Here is a 14,109-nt window from a genome sequence, read left to right as displayed (position 1 = left end):
ATATGCAGACGAACATGTTGATCAACGGTGAAATGGTCGAAGGGATCGGAGAGGCCTTGGACGTCCTGAACCCTGCAACAGGCGAGGTAGTCGGTGCTGTAAAAGAAGCCAGCGATGCACAGGTCGAGGCGGCGGTGCGCGGCTCAGCAGAGGCATTTGAAACCTTTTCGGTTACGACCCCTGCAGAACGCGCTGCAATCTTGCTTCAGATAGCTGATGTTATCGAGGCGAACAGCCAGGAGTTGGCAGAACTTGAGAGCCTAGATGTGGGAAAACCCTGGCCATCGGCTCATGATGATGAAATGCCGCTGACGATTGATGTCTTTCGCTTTTTCGCCGGGGCTGCGCGCACCATGATGGGGTCTGCCTCTGGAGAGTATGTCGCGGGTCATACGTCGATGATCCGGCGCGACCCCATTGGCCCTGTCGCAGCCATCGCCCCTTGGAACTACCCGCTGATGATGGCGTCCTGGAAGATTGCTGCACCAATTGCGGCAGGATGTTCGGTGGTATTGAAACCGTCCGAGATCACGCCGCTATCTACTCTGCGACTTGCAGAATTGTTACAAGATGTTCTGCCAAAAGGTGTGCTTAACGTGATCCATGGTCGCGGGCCCGGCGTGGGGAATACCCTGATGAACAGCCCACAGATGGAGGGGATCAGTGTTACGGGTTCTCCGGCGACAGGCATGGCTGCAATGCGGGCTGCTTCCCAGAAAATTAAACACGTTCATCTGGAATTGGGCGGCAAGGCGCCAGTCATTGTCTTTGATGATGCTGATCTCGATGCTGTGGCCGAGACGATCCGATATGGCAGCTACTTCAATGCCGGTCAGGACTGCGCACAGCCTTGCCGCGTGATGGTTGCAGACAGAGTTTATGACAAACTTGTGGCCGCGATTGCCGGTCAGGTTGGCCAGATCCAAATCGGTGCACCGAAAGCTGAAGGAACGGAAATGGGCCCGCTTGTCTCTGCGGCTCAGCGGGATCGTGTAGCGGGTTTTGTTGATCGCGCACGCAGCAGCTCTGAAATCGTTTCCGGTGGGGCCTCTGGCGAAGAAGACGGCTTTTTCTACCAGCCGACAGTCATCGCCAATGTCGACAACACTGCAGAGATTGCCTGCAATGAGGTTTTTGGACCCGTTGTAACTGTCTCTCGGTTTTCTGCGGCAGAAGATGCGTTGAGGATCGCCAACACCGGAGCTTACGGTTTGGCCTCATCGGTCTGGACACGAGATGTTGGGAGAGCAATGCAAATGACGTCCAAGTTGCGCTATGGATTCACCTGGGTAAACACGCATGGGGTTGCGACCCCCGAGATGCCTTGGGCCGCGATGAAGGGCTCAGGCACGGGCAGCGATATGTCGGTCTATGCGCTGGATGCTTACACCGCAGTCCGTCACGTTATGGTGGCACACTGATGCGGTTAGCTGGGAAACGCGCCTTTGTTACCGGCGGCAAACAGGGCATTGGTCGCGGCATCGTTGAGGCCTTCGCAGCCGAAGGTGCGGCTGTCGCCACCTGCGGGCGCGGCCCTAAGCCAGATGATCTACCGGATCACGTAGCATGGTATACGCTGGATGTATCCAATCCCGAAGCGGTTGCACGTACTGCCCGAACAATCGGCCTGGTAGATATCCTGGTCAACAACGCCGGCGTTCAGGTCGAAAAAACAGTGACCGAAAGCACAGACGCGGATTGGGATTTGGTGATGGGAGTAAACGCACGAGGCGTTTTTAACTGTTGCCGCGCCTTTATTCCGAAAATGTCTCAGGGTGGTTCGATCATCAACATTGGTTCGATCTCGGGCAATGCCGCTGACCCATCGATGGCGCTCTACAATGCTTCAAAAGCGTTTGTGCATGGGCTTACACGCTCTATCGCGGTGGACCATGGACCTGCGGTGCGCTGCAATGCAATCTGCCCGGGATGGATTGAGACGGGCATGCTGGACGCAGCATTCGAACTCGCCCATGACCCAGAAAAGGCTAGATCAGACGCGCTGGCACGCCATGCGGTCAAACGCTTTGGTAAGCCCGCAGACATTGCTGCGATGGCTGTTTGGCTAGCTTCTGACGAGTCGTCTTTTGCGACTGGCCAACTGTTCACTGTAGACGGTGGTATGACTGCGGCCTCCCCCCTGAATCCGGGACTGTTCTGATGTCGGAAATCGAAAGAACCGCCATTCTCGGAGCCGGTGTCATCGGGGCAAGCTGGGCAGCGCTGTTCCTCGCGTCGGGTCGCAGTGTGACCGTATTTGATCCCGATCCGAACGCTGAAGCATCCGTCCGTAAATACATTGAAAAGGCGTGGCCTGCGTTGGAAGAATTGGGCCAAGTTGGCCACGCCACCCGAGATGCGATCACCTTCGCACCGACCGCAGCTGAGGCCGTGCGAAACGCGCAGTTCATTCAGGAGAATGTGCCCGAGCGGTTGCCGATCAAACATTCCACCTATGCGGAAGTTGAGCCAGAGTTGAGCGCTGATGCAATAGTTTCAAGCTCAACATCCGGCCTAACACTCGAGGCTCTCCAACAGGGATGGCGCGATCCGAGTAAGCTCATCTTAGGTCATCCGTTCAACCCGCCACATCTCATTCCGCTGGTCGAGTTGACGGCGAACGACGCCACCGGTTCAGATGTTCTGAACCGAACGGAGACGTTCTACGAAGACCTGGGCAAAGTCACGATCCGGATCAAGAAGGGCATGCCCGGACACGTCGCAAACCGCTTACAAGCTGCAGTATGGCGCGAGGCCGTCCATATGGCGATTGAAGGCGTTGCCAGTGTCGAAGACATCGATAAAGCGATGTGGGCCGGCCCCGGATTGCGGTGGGCCGCGATGGGTCCGACGACGCTTTTCCACCTGGGTGCAGGCGACGGCGGTCTGCGGGCCTTCTGTGACCATTTCAAGGATACATTCAATGGCTGGTGGGACGACCTGGGCAACCCTCGTCTTGATGAGGATGTCATCAATAAACTGGTCGATGGCATTAACGATCAAACTCAGGGGCAAAGTACCGAAGAGTTATCAGCGCAACGCGACAAGATGCTTACCGCGATGCAAAAAGCTACCCAACACCTTCGGACTTAATATCAGGCTTGAACATTGGCCAAGCGCGGAACTCGAATGGAGTACGGCCTTCAATACGGTCTGCAGTTGGTGTGAGGCCAAAACGGCTTCGATATGCCCGGCTGAAATGAACTTGCCCGTTAAATCCTGATGCTTCTGCAATCTCGCTGAATTTCAACTCTGTTTGGGTTACTAGTCCACGCGCGCGATCAAGGCGTATGTCACGGTAGTACTCGATCGGCGACTTCTGGACATATTGCTGAAACAATCTGCTAAGTTGTCGTTGCGAAATCTTCAACCTCGCTGATATTTCAGGGATCGACAAAGTGGCTTCCAAATGTGCCTCCATCAAGTCGATCGCGTCCCTTACCACCCCAGAGGTGACATACCCCAGTGGCTCCACGTCTTTGGGGTTCTGTGATTGGCCCTCACCGCGTACATTGTGATGAAAAAGATATCGCGCAGATGCATTGGCGATACTCTCACCATCGACAGAGTGCACAAACCGCAAACCCAGATCAGTCGCTGCGGAACCCCCGCAACAAGTGAACAACTTTCCATCCATAACAATCATGTTCTCTGACACTGTGGTATCATGGGCCATTTCAGCAAAGGCATCGATGTGTTCATAGTGAACCGTCGCTGTCTTGCCTTTAAGCAGTCCAGCAGCCGCAAGAACAATCGCACCAGTATCCAAGCCGCCAACGATTGCTCCGCACGCCTCCCACTTCTGAAGGGCCACCTTAAACTGAGATGTTCCGTGACGTTCAGGTGACCAACTTGTACTCACCAGAACCAGCCAGGGCTTGCGCCCCGTCACGGCCGCCAATGGGGCAGTATCAACGACTAGGCCGCTGCTAGACTCAACTGGTCCACCGAGGTCCGAGACATAGGTCCAAGAAAATCGAGCCGAACCTGTCAGGTAATTGGCTATTCTGAAAGGATCCACGAAAGACGTAGTCGCCGAAACATTGAAATGCGGACTCACCAGGACAACGATATCTAGCTTGCGATCAATTGGATGGATCATGGCCGATTCTGTAAAATGGAGTCCAAAATTGTCAATAATGAACTTATCACTGGTTCAAAAAAGTCCAATTACTAAGGCAAACACAGCATAAACAAGGGGAAAAAACCGGGGGAGATCAGCGCTCATTAAGTTTCTGAAATCCAAAAACCGACATTCGTTCCACCGCAGCGAAAGTCCGTTTTGGCCGCTAGAAACTTAGTGTTGTTGCGAGACAAAGAGATCACAATTCGGGATTCCGCGTCCAAGCGCATTCATATCAATCTTTCACAGGCCAAAGCTTCTGATTTGCAAGGCATTCTGCAAGGCTCACATCATTAGCGCCAACCCATCAAATCTTAACTGGTCTCCCATCCGCCTGGATCATCTCATCACCGCCTGAGAGGCCTTCAACAATTACGCTACTTGTGGCTGTTTCGATTGCTGTTCCATCGACAAAGCATACGTAATTCATCTTGTTCGGATTGCTTGTGCTTATGCTGGCTAATGCAAGCGGAACGCCTTCTAGCAAGGCCCGGTCGTCGAAAAGAACCAGCTACTTGCCCCGCCATAATAGTCACCCGCTGTCGTCGATACCTCTAAAGGGTAGAGGACATAGTTATCAGTACCGTCTATAGTGGTGAACGTGGCCTTATGAAAAACTCGTTCTCCGCCAATCGTTTGCTGGGTTGTATCGCTTGAGATCTGCTGAGGTAAGTCACCGGATAACTTTGCACGATTTGCCCGATAGTTTGCACACGCACCATTTTGGTGCCAGATCAAATCCTTCCGAAAGTCTCTTTGAGTTCTGCGACTTGTTCTGCATCCAGTAGGCGGGTTGGCAGGCCGCGCAGTGTCACGAGCAGCTTGGCTGTTTCTTCCAGCTCTTCTGCTGCAGAGACCGTTGAAAACAGATCCTCTCCCGATACGACGGGACCGTGATTGGCCAACAGAACCGCACTATATTTGCCATCCAGATCGCGGATCAAATCACCAGATTTCGGATCGCCCGGCTTGACGTATGGAACCAGTTTGACTGTACCGACGCGCATGACCACGTAAGGTGTAAGCGGCGGAATACAGTCATTGGGATCGGTGTCTTCCAGACAGGACAGTGCGGTGGCCCAGGTCGAATGCAGATGGACCACGGCGCCAGCTTCTGGCCGCGTCTCATAGAAGGCTTGGTGCAGAAAGACTTCCTTGGTCGGCTTGTCGCCGGAGACGTGATTGCCATCCAAATCAATCTTGGCGATGCGCTCGGTGTCGATATCGCCCAAGGTGGAATTGGTTGGTGTCATGAGGATGCCGTCGTGCAGACGCGCAGAGACGTTGCCAGCAGTGCCAACGGAAAAGCCACGTGCAAACAGCGAGGCACACAGCTCCGACATTTGCTGCCTTAGTGCCTGTTCTTCAGAACTCATTTGCCGGCCCCCATCATTCTGAGGGCCTTCGGGAAAAAGTCCGGAGCGCCGAAGTTTCCAGACTTTAGAGCCAGCGCAATGGGTTTAGTTTTTCCAACGCTCAGGACTGGTACGCCCGGGTCTATCTCTGGTCCAATTGACATGGCCGGAGACCCCAGTGCCTCAGAGACAGCCTTGGCAACAGCTCCCGACGTCTCTCCCCCTGCCACCACCAATCGCTTGTAGCCCTTTTGGACAAGTTCTCGGGCGGTATCTTCAAAGAGACTATCCAGTTTTTCTGCAACCGCTTCCTGACCGAATTGGTCTTGGATCGCCCGCACATCATCCGGGCTTCCCGATGAATAGGCGAGCGGTGCCTGACCCGGATGCGTTTCAAAGAAATCCAGAAGCGTTTGCGTAGTCACATCCCCGGACATAACACCCGGAACGTCAATGGCGAAGGTCGGATGGGATTTAGCATGAACATCGATCTGACCACGGGTCGCACCTGAGCAAGACCCTGCAAGGATAGCGGCGGGCCCAGCGATACCTGTGAATACACTGCCACCTCTTTTGGACGAAGCTTTTCTGACGAAGTTCTTGGGTAGCCCCAGCGCTATCCCAGATCCCCCAGTAATGAGCTGGGCATCCTTCAGAGCCTCGCCCCAGGCCAGCAAATCCTCGTCCGAAATCGCATCACCGATCACAAAGCGTTCGTCGACGTTCCGCAAAGCAGTAGCAATCGCCTCTGGTCCTTGCGTCACGGCGTCAATTGAAACCAACCCAACCGCTTCTTGGATCTGATACTGCAACCAACGCTTGATGTCGGCATCCGTCATCGGAGTAAGAGGGTGATTTTCCATCCCGGACTCGTTCAACAGCTTGCCGAGCACAAATAGATGGCCGTGATAGATGGTGCGCCCCGTTGTCGGAAAGGCTGGACAGAAAACCACCTTTTGCGCGCCCAGTTCGTTGGCCAACGCTTCCGCAACCGGGCCGATATTTCCCTGCCTAGTGGAGTCAAAGGTCGAGCAATACTTGAAGATGAACTGGCGGCATCCTTGATCTTTAAGCCATCGCAGGGCTCGCAGGCTGTCCGCAACAGATTCTTCGACAGGTGCAGTGCGGATCTTGAGTGAGACGACACCCGCTTCGATCTCTTTGTCGGCCGGGGTATCCGGAATACCTGGAAACTGCGCGGTTCTTAATCCACCTTCCGGCTCGACGCCCTTTGCCAAGGTGTTCGCAATGTCGCTCGCACCAGTGAAATCGTCCGCTATGACGCCGATTAGCATATCTTAATGTCCTTCGTCGGCCCTGGATCCAGCCTATGGATGTGCGGTGCTGCTCCGACGGGAAAAATCTCGCGCACAAGTGGATCATGGCCGGGCACGATAAGTCGAGGATGTGAGGCCAACCTCTCTAGGGTCTTGAAACCATCCATCATGTCCTGCAAATCGACAACGATGGGAAAAGCTTTTCGCGCCATGAAATTCTCGTAGTAATGCGAGGCATCCGAGGCCAGAACCATCCACCCGGCTGCTGTTCTTACACGAACACATTGCAACCCCCGCGAATGCCCGCCGATACAGTGTACGGTCACCCCATCTGCTATCTCGGCCTCTCCGTCGTAGAACACGACCTTGCCTGTATAGAGGCGCTTTACGACCTCGCAGATATGGCCCGCCGAGAAAGGCGCGCGTAAGTGGTCGTGGCACATGCAGGGACCTGTGGCGAAGGCCATTTCCGCCGATTGCATGTGCAACTTCGCATTTGGGAACATATGCAGCCCCCCAGCGTGGTCATAATGGAGATGGGTCACGATAACCTTGGTCACCGCTTCAGGCATGATGTCTAATGGGCGCAAAGCCTCGCGTGGGTCCATCGCAATGGGACGACCACGGGCGGCTGCCTCGTCGCTGTCGTATCCGGTATCGACCAGTATAACTTTGTTGCCACGCTTGAGCACCCAAACGAAATAGTCCATCGCGTGAGGTGCATCGTGATTGTCATCCAATATGAAGCTGTCGCGTCGAGTGCGGGCATTGCGATCCGCGTATTTCACGGCGTGAATTTCCCAATCGTTCATCGGATGACCTCGGAATACTGTTGAACAGTCTTGGTGGCGATCATATCAGCCACAGCCGTATCGAAGGACTGGAAATGCGCGCTTTCCAGGTGGGCGGAGAACGCCACGCTGTCATCATAAACCTCATAGAGAAAAACTGTCTCGGGATCGTCGCCTAGGCAAACGTCAAACTGCTGGCATCCGGGTTCTTCACGCAAAGTGGTTGAAGCGTTTTCGACCATTAGCGGCAAAAAGGTTTCTCTCGTACCGGGCTTGAGAGTGAAGGTGACGGTAACCACAAACATCAGACGGAAAGTCCTTTCAAACGTGAGAAAGCGCGCTTTGCCACGGGCAGTTGGCTGAGGATCAGACCAACGTTGAGCACAAGTAGAATGACCGCACCGGGTCGCGAAAAGAAGACCGAAAGATCCCCGTCCGACAAGAACAGCGATCGGCGGAAAGTTTCGTCAAACAGGCTTCCCAGTATTACCCCAATGACCAATGGTGCGATTGGGTACTTCATCAGGTTCATAAAATAGGCGACGGCGCCGACACCAAGCATCAGGTAGAGATCATTGATGCCACCACCGACGCTGAAGGACCCGATTGTTGTCAGAACCATCACAACCGGCAAGAAGATGGTCTGCGGTATGGCGAGTATTTTGATAAAGACCCGAGCAGTGAACAGGCCCATCAAGAACATAGTCAGGGATGCCAGCACTAGGATTGCGACTACGCGCAGAATGATCTCGGGGTCTATCGTGGGGCCCGGGATCACGTTGTTGATCTTGAAAGCCCCCATCAAAGCCGCGGCGGGTGGTGAACCGGGAATGCCCAAAACCAAAAGCGGGATTAGCGCGCCCCCAATGCAGGCGTTGTTTGCTGTTTCAGAGCATAGCAGACCTTCCAATGAACCTTTTCCGAACTTGTCGCCCTCGGCAGATACGGTCTTGCCGACACCGTAGCTGACCCAACCGGCGACATCTTCGCCGACGCCAGGTAGCGCTCCTACCCCGGTCCCAATCACTCCTGACCGGCCAATGGTGGGCAGGTAGCGTCGGATGGAGCGTAGGTTCGGAAGGATGCGACCTTTCAGGGCCAGAACTTTCCCGGCCTCAACATGCCTCAAGCCGTCGATGATTTGGGGGATGGCGAAGGCCCCCATCAAAACTGGCACGACCTGAAACCCGCTCAACAGGTAAGACCAGCCGAAAGTATAGCGCGGTTCAGACAACAGAGGGTCGAGTCCCACCATGGACATCGCAAGCCCGATCAGACCGGCGATCCATCCCTTGATCACCAGATCCTCGCTCATAAGTGTGCCAGATAGAAGGATGCCAAACAAAGCCAAGAGTGCTTTTTCCGGACTCGCGATGTTCTTCGAAACCAAAAGCAGTGCCCAGACAAAAATCAAAAGCGTGATAGTCCCGATAACCGTACCGATAAAGCTGGCCGTTGTGGTCAGACCCAGTGCTTCGCCCCCTCGACCTGCTTTGGCCAGAGGGTAGCCATCCATGGCCGTCGCCGCGCTGGCTGCTGTGCCAGGTATGTTCAGCAGAATAGACGGGTAAGAGCCGCCGTAAATCGCGCCGACATAGGCCCCGAGCAAAGCGATAAGCGAATAGTCCAATGGGATCTTGTTGCCGAAAAATCCCGTCAGGATCGTCACTGCCAGCGTTGCGGTCAGGCCGGGCAAGGCGCCGAACGTGATGCCTAGGAACACGGAAGCAATCAAATACAGATAGGTCAGCGGGTCCACTGCCAGACCAACGAATGCGGTCCCAAACCCAGCCAGTTGCGAAAGGATAAAGTCCATCCGGTCAGTCTTTCCAAAACGGACGAAGCGTCACGTAGTAGTGGTATTCGATTTGCTTGAAGATCAGCCCCCCGCGCGCGGGCACGTTCTGTCGGAAAATAAAGGCCATCGCGCAAACGAGGATCAGCGGGGCCAGTATTGCGACGACTGGCACAAACCGCAAAACGCGTTCGGAAGCCGCTTTGGTCAACACCACAAGTGATAGCGAGACCCATAGGGCCAGTGTAAACCAATCATCACTGTGTGCATTCCATTCCGCCTGCGCGGGAAACACGGCGAACGCAAAAACCCCGGCAGAAACAACTGCAATACAGGCTACCAAAGCACGCCGCGCGTGACCGCCGTAGTAGCCGTAAGTCAAAGCTGTAATCAGTAACCCCGAGCACAATATGAAGTCCACTCTGGGAACCAGCCCGACGACGTATGCAAGAAGGATCAGGCCTATTGTTGTTGCTCGATAGGCTTCCGACTTATCCCATCCAACCCCCAAAGCCGTGAGTGCGTTCTGGGCTCCACCTGAGCGGATCGAATTAGCCAGCAAGACGAAGGACAACACAAGCAATCCACAGAAGATGAACAACGGTACAATTGCAGCCGAGTTGTACCAGTCCGACCCACTTACACCTGCGCGGTTTTCACCCCAAAGTGGGATGTCCAACGTCTTCCAAAGGAAAAAGACGGACACTGTTATTAGAACAATCGCAGCCCAGAAATCGCGGGTCCGCATGACCAGTGTTTCGTCGATTTTGTCCATGCCTGCCTCCTAGAGGAAAGGGCGCGATCAGACGCGCCCTTCCAAAGTTGATCGGATTAGGGCTTCTCGATACCCAGCGAGGCTGGATCGACCGTGGCAGCGCCCAAATCTTGCAAGGTATAGGCAAAAGTAGCCTCAAGGTTCGCAAACAATTCTTGAGCTTCTTCGCCGTGTTGACCACCGACATCATAATTGTTTGCCTCAGCCCATTCAGCGACGGTATCGGATGCAATCGCCTGCTCGAACGCATCGCCGAGGGCCGCCTTCACATCATCTCCAGCCGAGCTGTGAACGGCAAATCCGATGGCTTGTTTTAGCGGCAGATACTTGTCGAGACCGTCATAGATGCCAAAGGCAGATGGCACTGTAGCTCCGGCAATCTGCGCATCTTCCGGTGTCAACATCGCAAGTGGCTTCAATTGTCCGCCTTCGATCAAAGGAGCTTGTTCAGCCAGCGAAGTCACAACCAACGCAACCTCACCTGCTATCGCCGCTTCCTGCCCGGGCGCTGATCCTTTGTATGGAACAAACTTGAACTCTGCACCGGACCCTTTCTCGATGGCGAGAAGATTCAAGTGGTGGATCGAACCCGCGCCGGACGCGGCAGCGGGAATAGTGCCAGGAGCGGCTTTGGCAGCGTCGACCAGTTCTTCCAGAGTGTTGTAAGGGCTGTCCGCCGGAACCGAGATCAGATCGGGTGATCCGCCAACAATAAACGGATACCAAAAGTCAAATTTCTTATCCCAACCACCCTGCACAGCAGCGGTGACGTTTGATTCAGACAGACCAACCAATGTGTAGCCATCGTCTGGTTGGTTCATGACGTAGACCATGCCGTTGGAGCCTGCGACTCCACCGGTTTGGTTGATCACACTGATCGAGACTGGAAGGTGTTTTTCCATTTCGGCCATGATCATTCGGTTGATCGTGTCCGTGCCGCCACCGGCCCCCCAGACCACAGCTGTGGTGATATCACGGTAAGGGTAATCCTGCGCGGTAGCAGCCCCTGAAATCCCGGTTGCAATCACGGCTGCGGCCGCCAACTGCCCTAACTTCAGTTTCATTTCCAAGTCCTCCCAAACATCTTTGCGTTTATTATTGCATTTATTTGCGTATACATTAAAGAATGCGTTGTCAACGGACTGTAGTGAAAGCTGCTATCGCGCTATGAATGCGAAACGGGAAGGAAGCGGGCTAAGATGAAGAAAAGTTATGATGTGGCAGTGTTCCACGGGGACGGAATCGGCCCGGAAATTATGGCCCCTACGCTTGAAATTCTGCGTCAGCTCTCGCGCGGCAGTCCTTCCTACGAACTGGTGTTTACAGACGCTCCAGCGGGCGCAGCCCACTACGCCAAAACTGGAGAATCGTTTCCGACTGGTTCACTTGAAACTGCACGCAAGGCTGATGCGATTCTGCTATCTGCAATGGGTTTGCCGGATGTTCGCTACCCTGACGGAACCGAGATTTCACCACAGATCGACCTGCGGAAGCAGCTCGGCCTTTTTGCCGGCGTACGTCCGGTAAAGGTTAGCAGCGGACAAATGACCCCCTTGGCGCTGCCTCCCGGAAAAGAGATCGACTTTGTCTTGATACGCGAAAGCACAGAAGGACTGTTCTTCACCCAAGGCGCTGGAGAAGTTACCGAACACGAAGCACGTGAAACTCTGCTGATCACTCGTGAGGTGTCCGAAAAACTGTTCCGGTTTGCGTTTGAACTCGCCCAGAACCGCAAAAGAACCGGGCGCGGTCGGGGTCGAGTTACATGTGTCGACAAAGCCAATGTATTCCGCGCCTTTGCGTTCTTCAGATCGATGTTTGATGCAGAAGCTGCAAACCATCCCGAATTGCAGGCAGACCATGCTTATGTTGATGCCACCGCTCTATGGATGGTTCAAAAACCCTGGGAATTTGATGTTTTGGTCACTGAGAACATGTTCGGAGACATTCTCTCCGACCTTGGCGCCGGCCTTATGGGCGGTCTTGGATTGGCTCCTTCAGCAGATATCGGGTTGAACCACGCCGTGTTCCAACCCTGTCACGGCTCTGCTCCGGACATTGCGGGACAAAACACTGCCAATCCTTTCGCGATGATCTTGTCTGCGGCAATGATGCTTGAATGGTTAGGGTTGACCCATAATCATCCAGAACTGTCCAAAGATGGCGAACGTTTACGGGAAGCCGTGGAAATGGTGACTGAGAGCGGTCAAAACCTGACGCGTGACCTTGGTGGCACCGCCGGAACGCAGGACGCAGCCTCATCGGTATTGGAAGCATTGTTGGCATGAATACTCAACAAGCCATCACGGTCGCGTGCGTAGGTGCGGGGTATTTCAGCAAGTTCCACTACGAAAGCTGGTCTCGAATGCCCGGAGCGGTTCCGATTGCATCCTGCAACCGTGATATCAACAAGGCGAAGGAAACAGGACTGGTCGCTTACGATGATCTGTCAAAAATGCTGGAGGCGGAAAAACCAGATCTCGTTGACATCATCCTCCCGCCTGTGGCGCAGGCCGATGCCATCCGAACGGCGCTGCACTCTGGAATAAAGTGGTTGATCTGCCAAAAACCTTTCTGCATGTCGTTGCATGAAGCTGAGAAAATTGTTTCAGAGGCCGAAGCGGTAGGAGCAACTATTGTTGTACACGAGAACTTTCGCTTTCAACCTTGGTATCGCGCGATCAAAGAGGCGATGACCGAGGGTCGAATTGGTACACCTCTACAAGCTACTTTCCGGCTTCGGCCTGGCGACGGACAAGGACCACGCGCCTATCTTGACCGGCAGCCGTATTTTCAGGACATGCCGCGTTTCCTGGTTCATGAAACAGCAGTTCACTGGGTAGACACATTCCGATTCTTGTTCGATGCGCCCAGCGCAGTTTATGCGGACTTGCGCCAAGTGAACCCCATTATCGCGGGTGAGGATGCCGGCTATATCCTGTTTGATCATCCCAACGGTTTGAAAGCTCTGTTCGATGGGAACAGGTGTCTTGACCACAGCGCCAAAAACCTGCGTCAAACTATGGGTGAAGCCCTCATTGAAGGAACAACAGGATCATTGGTTCTTAACGGCGATGGTTCAGTTGAACTCCGCGCTTTTGGAAAGCAGGCGCAGCAGCAAATTCTACCTCCAAGCGATCATAATGGATTTGGCGGCGATTGCGTCCACGCCTTGCAAAGTCACGTCGTTTCAGGCCTTGTAAAGGGCACGCCGCTGGAAAACACGGCCCGAGACTATTTGGACGTGATCCGCATCGAAGAGAGCATCTATCTTTCGGCTGCGGAGGGACGAAAGATCAACCTGGAGACGCCGTGAAGGGTCAAGACGCAAAAACTCTTTCCAATACGCAACGCGCCGTTAGGGATTTGCGGCAGATGATCCTGTCCGGCGAACTTGCAGCCGGAACTGACCACCTGGAGTCGGAACTCGCCGAAACCCTTGGTATGTCCCGCACCCCGATACGGGAAGCTGCGCTGATGTTGGAAAGCAAGGGGTTGTTGGAGATGCGGCCCCGCAAAGGCGTGCGGATACTGCCGGTTTCATCAGACGATATGCGTGAAATCTACGACATCCTGACGGAGCTCGAGAGCCTCGCTGCACAACGCGCTGCCGAAGCGGGTTATTCAGAAGATGAACTGGCAGTACTTGCTGGATCAATTGCGAAGATGGACCGAGCCATCGAAGCCGAAGATCTTGAAGCCTGGGCCGAGGCCGATGAGTTATTTCATCAAGAGCTCGTTCGGTTGGGCGGCAACAAACGGGTCGAAGCGATTGTCGCCATGATGAGCGACCAGGTGCGCCGCGCGCGCGCAACGACCTTGTTCATCAGACCCCTGCCCGTCAAATCCAATGAAGATCATCGGGTTGTTTTCCAAGCGATTAGTGAAGGTCGTCCGGATGTCGCCCGTGAACGTCATCGAGAACACAGGCTGCAAGCCAAGGCTATGCTTTGCGAGATACTCGAAAAGCATCGGCTCAACAGCCTCTGATCT

14 protein-coding genes are annotated in these 14,109 nt (G+C 54.3%); 6 read left to right on the top strand and 8 right to left on the bottom strand.

Annotation, left to right across the window (positions count from 1 at the left end):
• Nucleotides 1–2: 2 nt before the first annotated feature.
• Genes ACR0DE_RS14655 through ACR0DE_RS14645 form a run of 3 tightly spaced genes read left to right on the top strand, consistent with a single transcriptional unit; the run spans nucleotide 3 to nucleotide 3,093 of the window.
• Nucleotides 3–1,421 carry an aminobutyraldehyde dehydrogenase gene (locus ACR0DE_RS14655; protein ID WP_170662988.1) on the top strand — a complete coding sequence of 473 codons (1,419 nt, stop codon included), beginning with the start codon at nucleotides 3–5 and terminating at the stop codon, nucleotides 1,419–1,421.
• Nucleotides 1,421–2,161 (top strand): SDR family oxidoreductase, encoded by a 741-nt coding sequence (locus ACR0DE_RS14650; protein ID WP_170662990.1) that lies wholly within the window; start codon nucleotides 1,421–1,423, stop codon nucleotides 2,159–2,161. The genes ACR0DE_RS14655 and ACR0DE_RS14650 overlap by 1 nt, the downstream gene beginning before the upstream one ends.
• Nucleotides 2,161–3,093 carry a 3-hydroxyacyl-CoA dehydrogenase NAD-binding domain-containing protein gene (locus ACR0DE_RS14645; RefSeq protein ID WP_170408433.1) on the top strand — a complete coding sequence of 311 codons (933 nt, stop codon included), beginning with the start codon at nucleotides 2,161–2,163 and terminating at the stop codon, nucleotides 3,091–3,093. The genes ACR0DE_RS14650 and ACR0DE_RS14645 overlap by 1 nt, the downstream gene beginning before the upstream one ends.
• On the opposite strand, the gene ACR0DE_RS14640 is transcribed toward ACR0DE_RS14645, so the two are convergent.
• The 8 genes from ACR0DE_RS14640 to ACR0DE_RS14605 form a co-directional block, all read right to left on the bottom strand.
• On the bottom strand, nucleotides 3,071–4,102 hold the full coding sequence (locus ACR0DE_RS14640; RefSeq protein ID WP_170567666.1) for a GlxA family transcriptional regulator: 1,032 nt from the start codon (nucleotides 4,100–4,102) through the stop codon (nucleotides 3,071–3,073). The genes ACR0DE_RS14645 and ACR0DE_RS14640 overlap by 23 nt on opposite strands.
• A 755-nt stretch (nucleotides 4,103–4,857) precedes the next feature.
• Complete coding sequence (gene otnC, locus ACR0DE_RS14635) at nucleotides 4,858–5,499, bottom strand: 3-oxo-tetronate 4-phosphate decarboxylase (protein WP_480753963.1); 642 nt, start codon at nucleotides 5,497–5,499, stop codon at nucleotides 4,858–4,860.
• Entirely contained in the window at nucleotides 5,496–6,773 is a 1,278-nt protein-coding gene (gene otnK, locus ACR0DE_RS14630; RefSeq protein ID WP_480753960.1) for a 3-oxo-tetronate kinase, read from the bottom strand. Before otnK ends, otnC begins: the two co-directional genes overlap by 4 nt.
• Nucleotides 6,767–7,567, bottom strand: coding sequence for an N-acyl homoserine lactonase family protein (locus ACR0DE_RS14625; RefSeq protein WP_480753959.1), 801 nt, complete (start codon nucleotides 7,565–7,567; stop codon nucleotides 6,767–6,769). The genes otnK and ACR0DE_RS14625 overlap by 7 nt, the downstream gene beginning before the upstream one ends.
• Nucleotides 7,564–7,851 carry a putative quinol monooxygenase gene (locus tag ACR0DE_RS14620; protein WP_480753956.1) on the bottom strand — a complete coding sequence of 96 codons (288 nt, stop codon included), beginning with the start codon at nucleotides 7,849–7,851 and terminating at the stop codon, nucleotides 7,564–7,566. The genes ACR0DE_RS14625 and ACR0DE_RS14620 overlap by 4 nt, the downstream gene beginning before the upstream one ends.
• Entirely contained in the window at nucleotides 7,851–9,362 is a 1,512-nt protein-coding gene (locus ACR0DE_RS14615; RefSeq protein ID WP_480753954.1) for a tripartite tricarboxylate transporter permease, read from the bottom strand. The genes ACR0DE_RS14620 and ACR0DE_RS14615 overlap by 1 nt, the downstream gene beginning before the upstream one ends.
• Nucleotides 9,363–9,366: 4 nt before the next feature.
• Complete coding sequence (locus ACR0DE_RS14610; RefSeq protein WP_480502811.1) at nucleotides 9,367–10,116, bottom strand: hypothetical protein; 750 nt, start codon at nucleotides 10,114–10,116, stop codon at nucleotides 9,367–9,369.
• Between the two features lie 56 nt (nucleotides 10,117–10,172).
• On the bottom strand, nucleotides 10,173–11,180 hold the full coding sequence (locus ACR0DE_RS14605; RefSeq protein WP_480753952.1) for a Bug family tripartite tricarboxylate transporter substrate binding protein: 1,008 nt from the start codon (nucleotides 11,178–11,180) through the stop codon (nucleotides 10,173–10,175).
• A gap of 135 nt (nucleotides 11,181–11,315) precedes the next feature.
• Here ACR0DE_RS14605 and ACR0DE_RS14600 point away from each other — a divergent pair, with 135 nt between their 5' ends.
• The 3 genes from ACR0DE_RS14600 to ACR0DE_RS14590 are packed head-to-tail and all read left to right on the top strand — an operon-like array spanning nucleotide 11,316 to nucleotide 14,106.
• Entirely contained in the window at nucleotides 11,316–12,404 is a 1,089-nt protein-coding gene (locus tag ACR0DE_RS14600; protein WP_480753950.1) for an isocitrate/isopropylmalate dehydrogenase family protein, read from the top strand.
• Nucleotides 12,401–13,432, top strand: a complete 1,032-nt coding sequence (locus ACR0DE_RS14595) for a Gfo/Idh/MocA family protein (RefSeq protein ID WP_480753947.1) — start codon at nucleotides 12,401–12,403, stop codon at nucleotides 13,430–13,432. Before ACR0DE_RS14600 ends, ACR0DE_RS14595 begins: the two co-directional genes overlap by 4 nt.
• Nucleotides 13,429–14,106, top strand: coding sequence for a GntR family transcriptional regulator (locus ACR0DE_RS14590; RefSeq protein WP_170408443.1), 678 nt, complete (start codon nucleotides 13,429–13,431; stop codon nucleotides 14,104–14,106). The genes ACR0DE_RS14595 and ACR0DE_RS14590 overlap by 4 nt, the downstream gene beginning before the upstream one ends.
• Nucleotides 14,107–14,109: the final 3 nt, after the last annotated feature.

Source organism: Ruegeria sp. C10, assembly GCF_056537805.1.
This window is presented reverse-complemented; position numbering and strand designations above follow the sequence as displayed.

Bases quoted from the DNA above. Each gene is read 5' to 3' on its own strand.
- ACR0DE_RS14605 (WP_480753952.1), bottom strand. From the start codon at position 11,180: ATGAAACTGAAGTTAGGGCAGTTGGCGGCCGCAGCCGTGATTGCAACC.
- ACR0DE_RS14625 (WP_480753959.1), bottom strand. From the start codon at position 7,567: ATGAACGATTGGGAAATTCACGCCGTGAAATACGCGGATCGCAATGCC.
- ACR0DE_RS14645 (WP_170408433.1), top strand. From the start codon at position 2,161: ATGTCGGAAATCGAAAGAACCGCCATTCTCGGAGCCGGTGTCATCGGG.
- ACR0DE_RS14655 (WP_170662988.1), top strand. From the start codon at position 3: ATGCAGACGAACATGTTGATCAACGGTGAAATGGTCGAAGGGATCGGA.
- ACR0DE_RS14600 (WP_480753950.1), top strand. From the start codon at position 11,316: ATGAAGAAAAGTTATGATGTGGCAGTGTTCCACGGGGACGGAATCGGC.
- ACR0DE_RS14650 (WP_170662990.1), top strand. From the start codon at position 1,421: ATGCGGTTAGCTGGGAAACGCGCCTTTGTTACCGGCGGCAAACAGGGC.
- otnK (WP_480753960.1), bottom strand. From the start codon at position 6,773: ATGCTAATCGGCGTCATAGCGGACGATTTCACTGGTGCGAGCGACATT.
- ACR0DE_RS14620 (WP_480753956.1), bottom strand. From the start codon at position 7,851: ATGTTTGTGGTTACCGTCACCTTCACTCTCAAGCCCGGTACGAGAGAA.
- ACR0DE_RS14615 (WP_480753954.1), bottom strand. From the start codon at position 9,362: ATGGACTTTATCCTTTCGCAACTGGCTGGGTTTGGGACCGCATTCGTT.
- otnC (WP_480753963.1), bottom strand. From the start codon at position 5,499: ATGAGTTCTGAAGAACAGGCACTAAGGCAGCAAATGTCGGAGCTGTGT.
- ACR0DE_RS14610 (WP_480502811.1), bottom strand. From the start codon at position 10,116: ATGGACAAAATCGACGAAACACTGGTCATGCGGACCCGCGATTTCTGG.
- ACR0DE_RS14595 (WP_480753947.1), top strand. From the start codon at position 12,401: ATGAATACTCAACAAGCCATCACGGTCGCGTGCGTAGGTGCGGGGTAT.
- ACR0DE_RS14640 (WP_170567666.1), bottom strand. From the start codon at position 4,102: ATGATCCATCCAATTGATCGCAAGCTAGATATCGTTGTCCTGGTGAGT.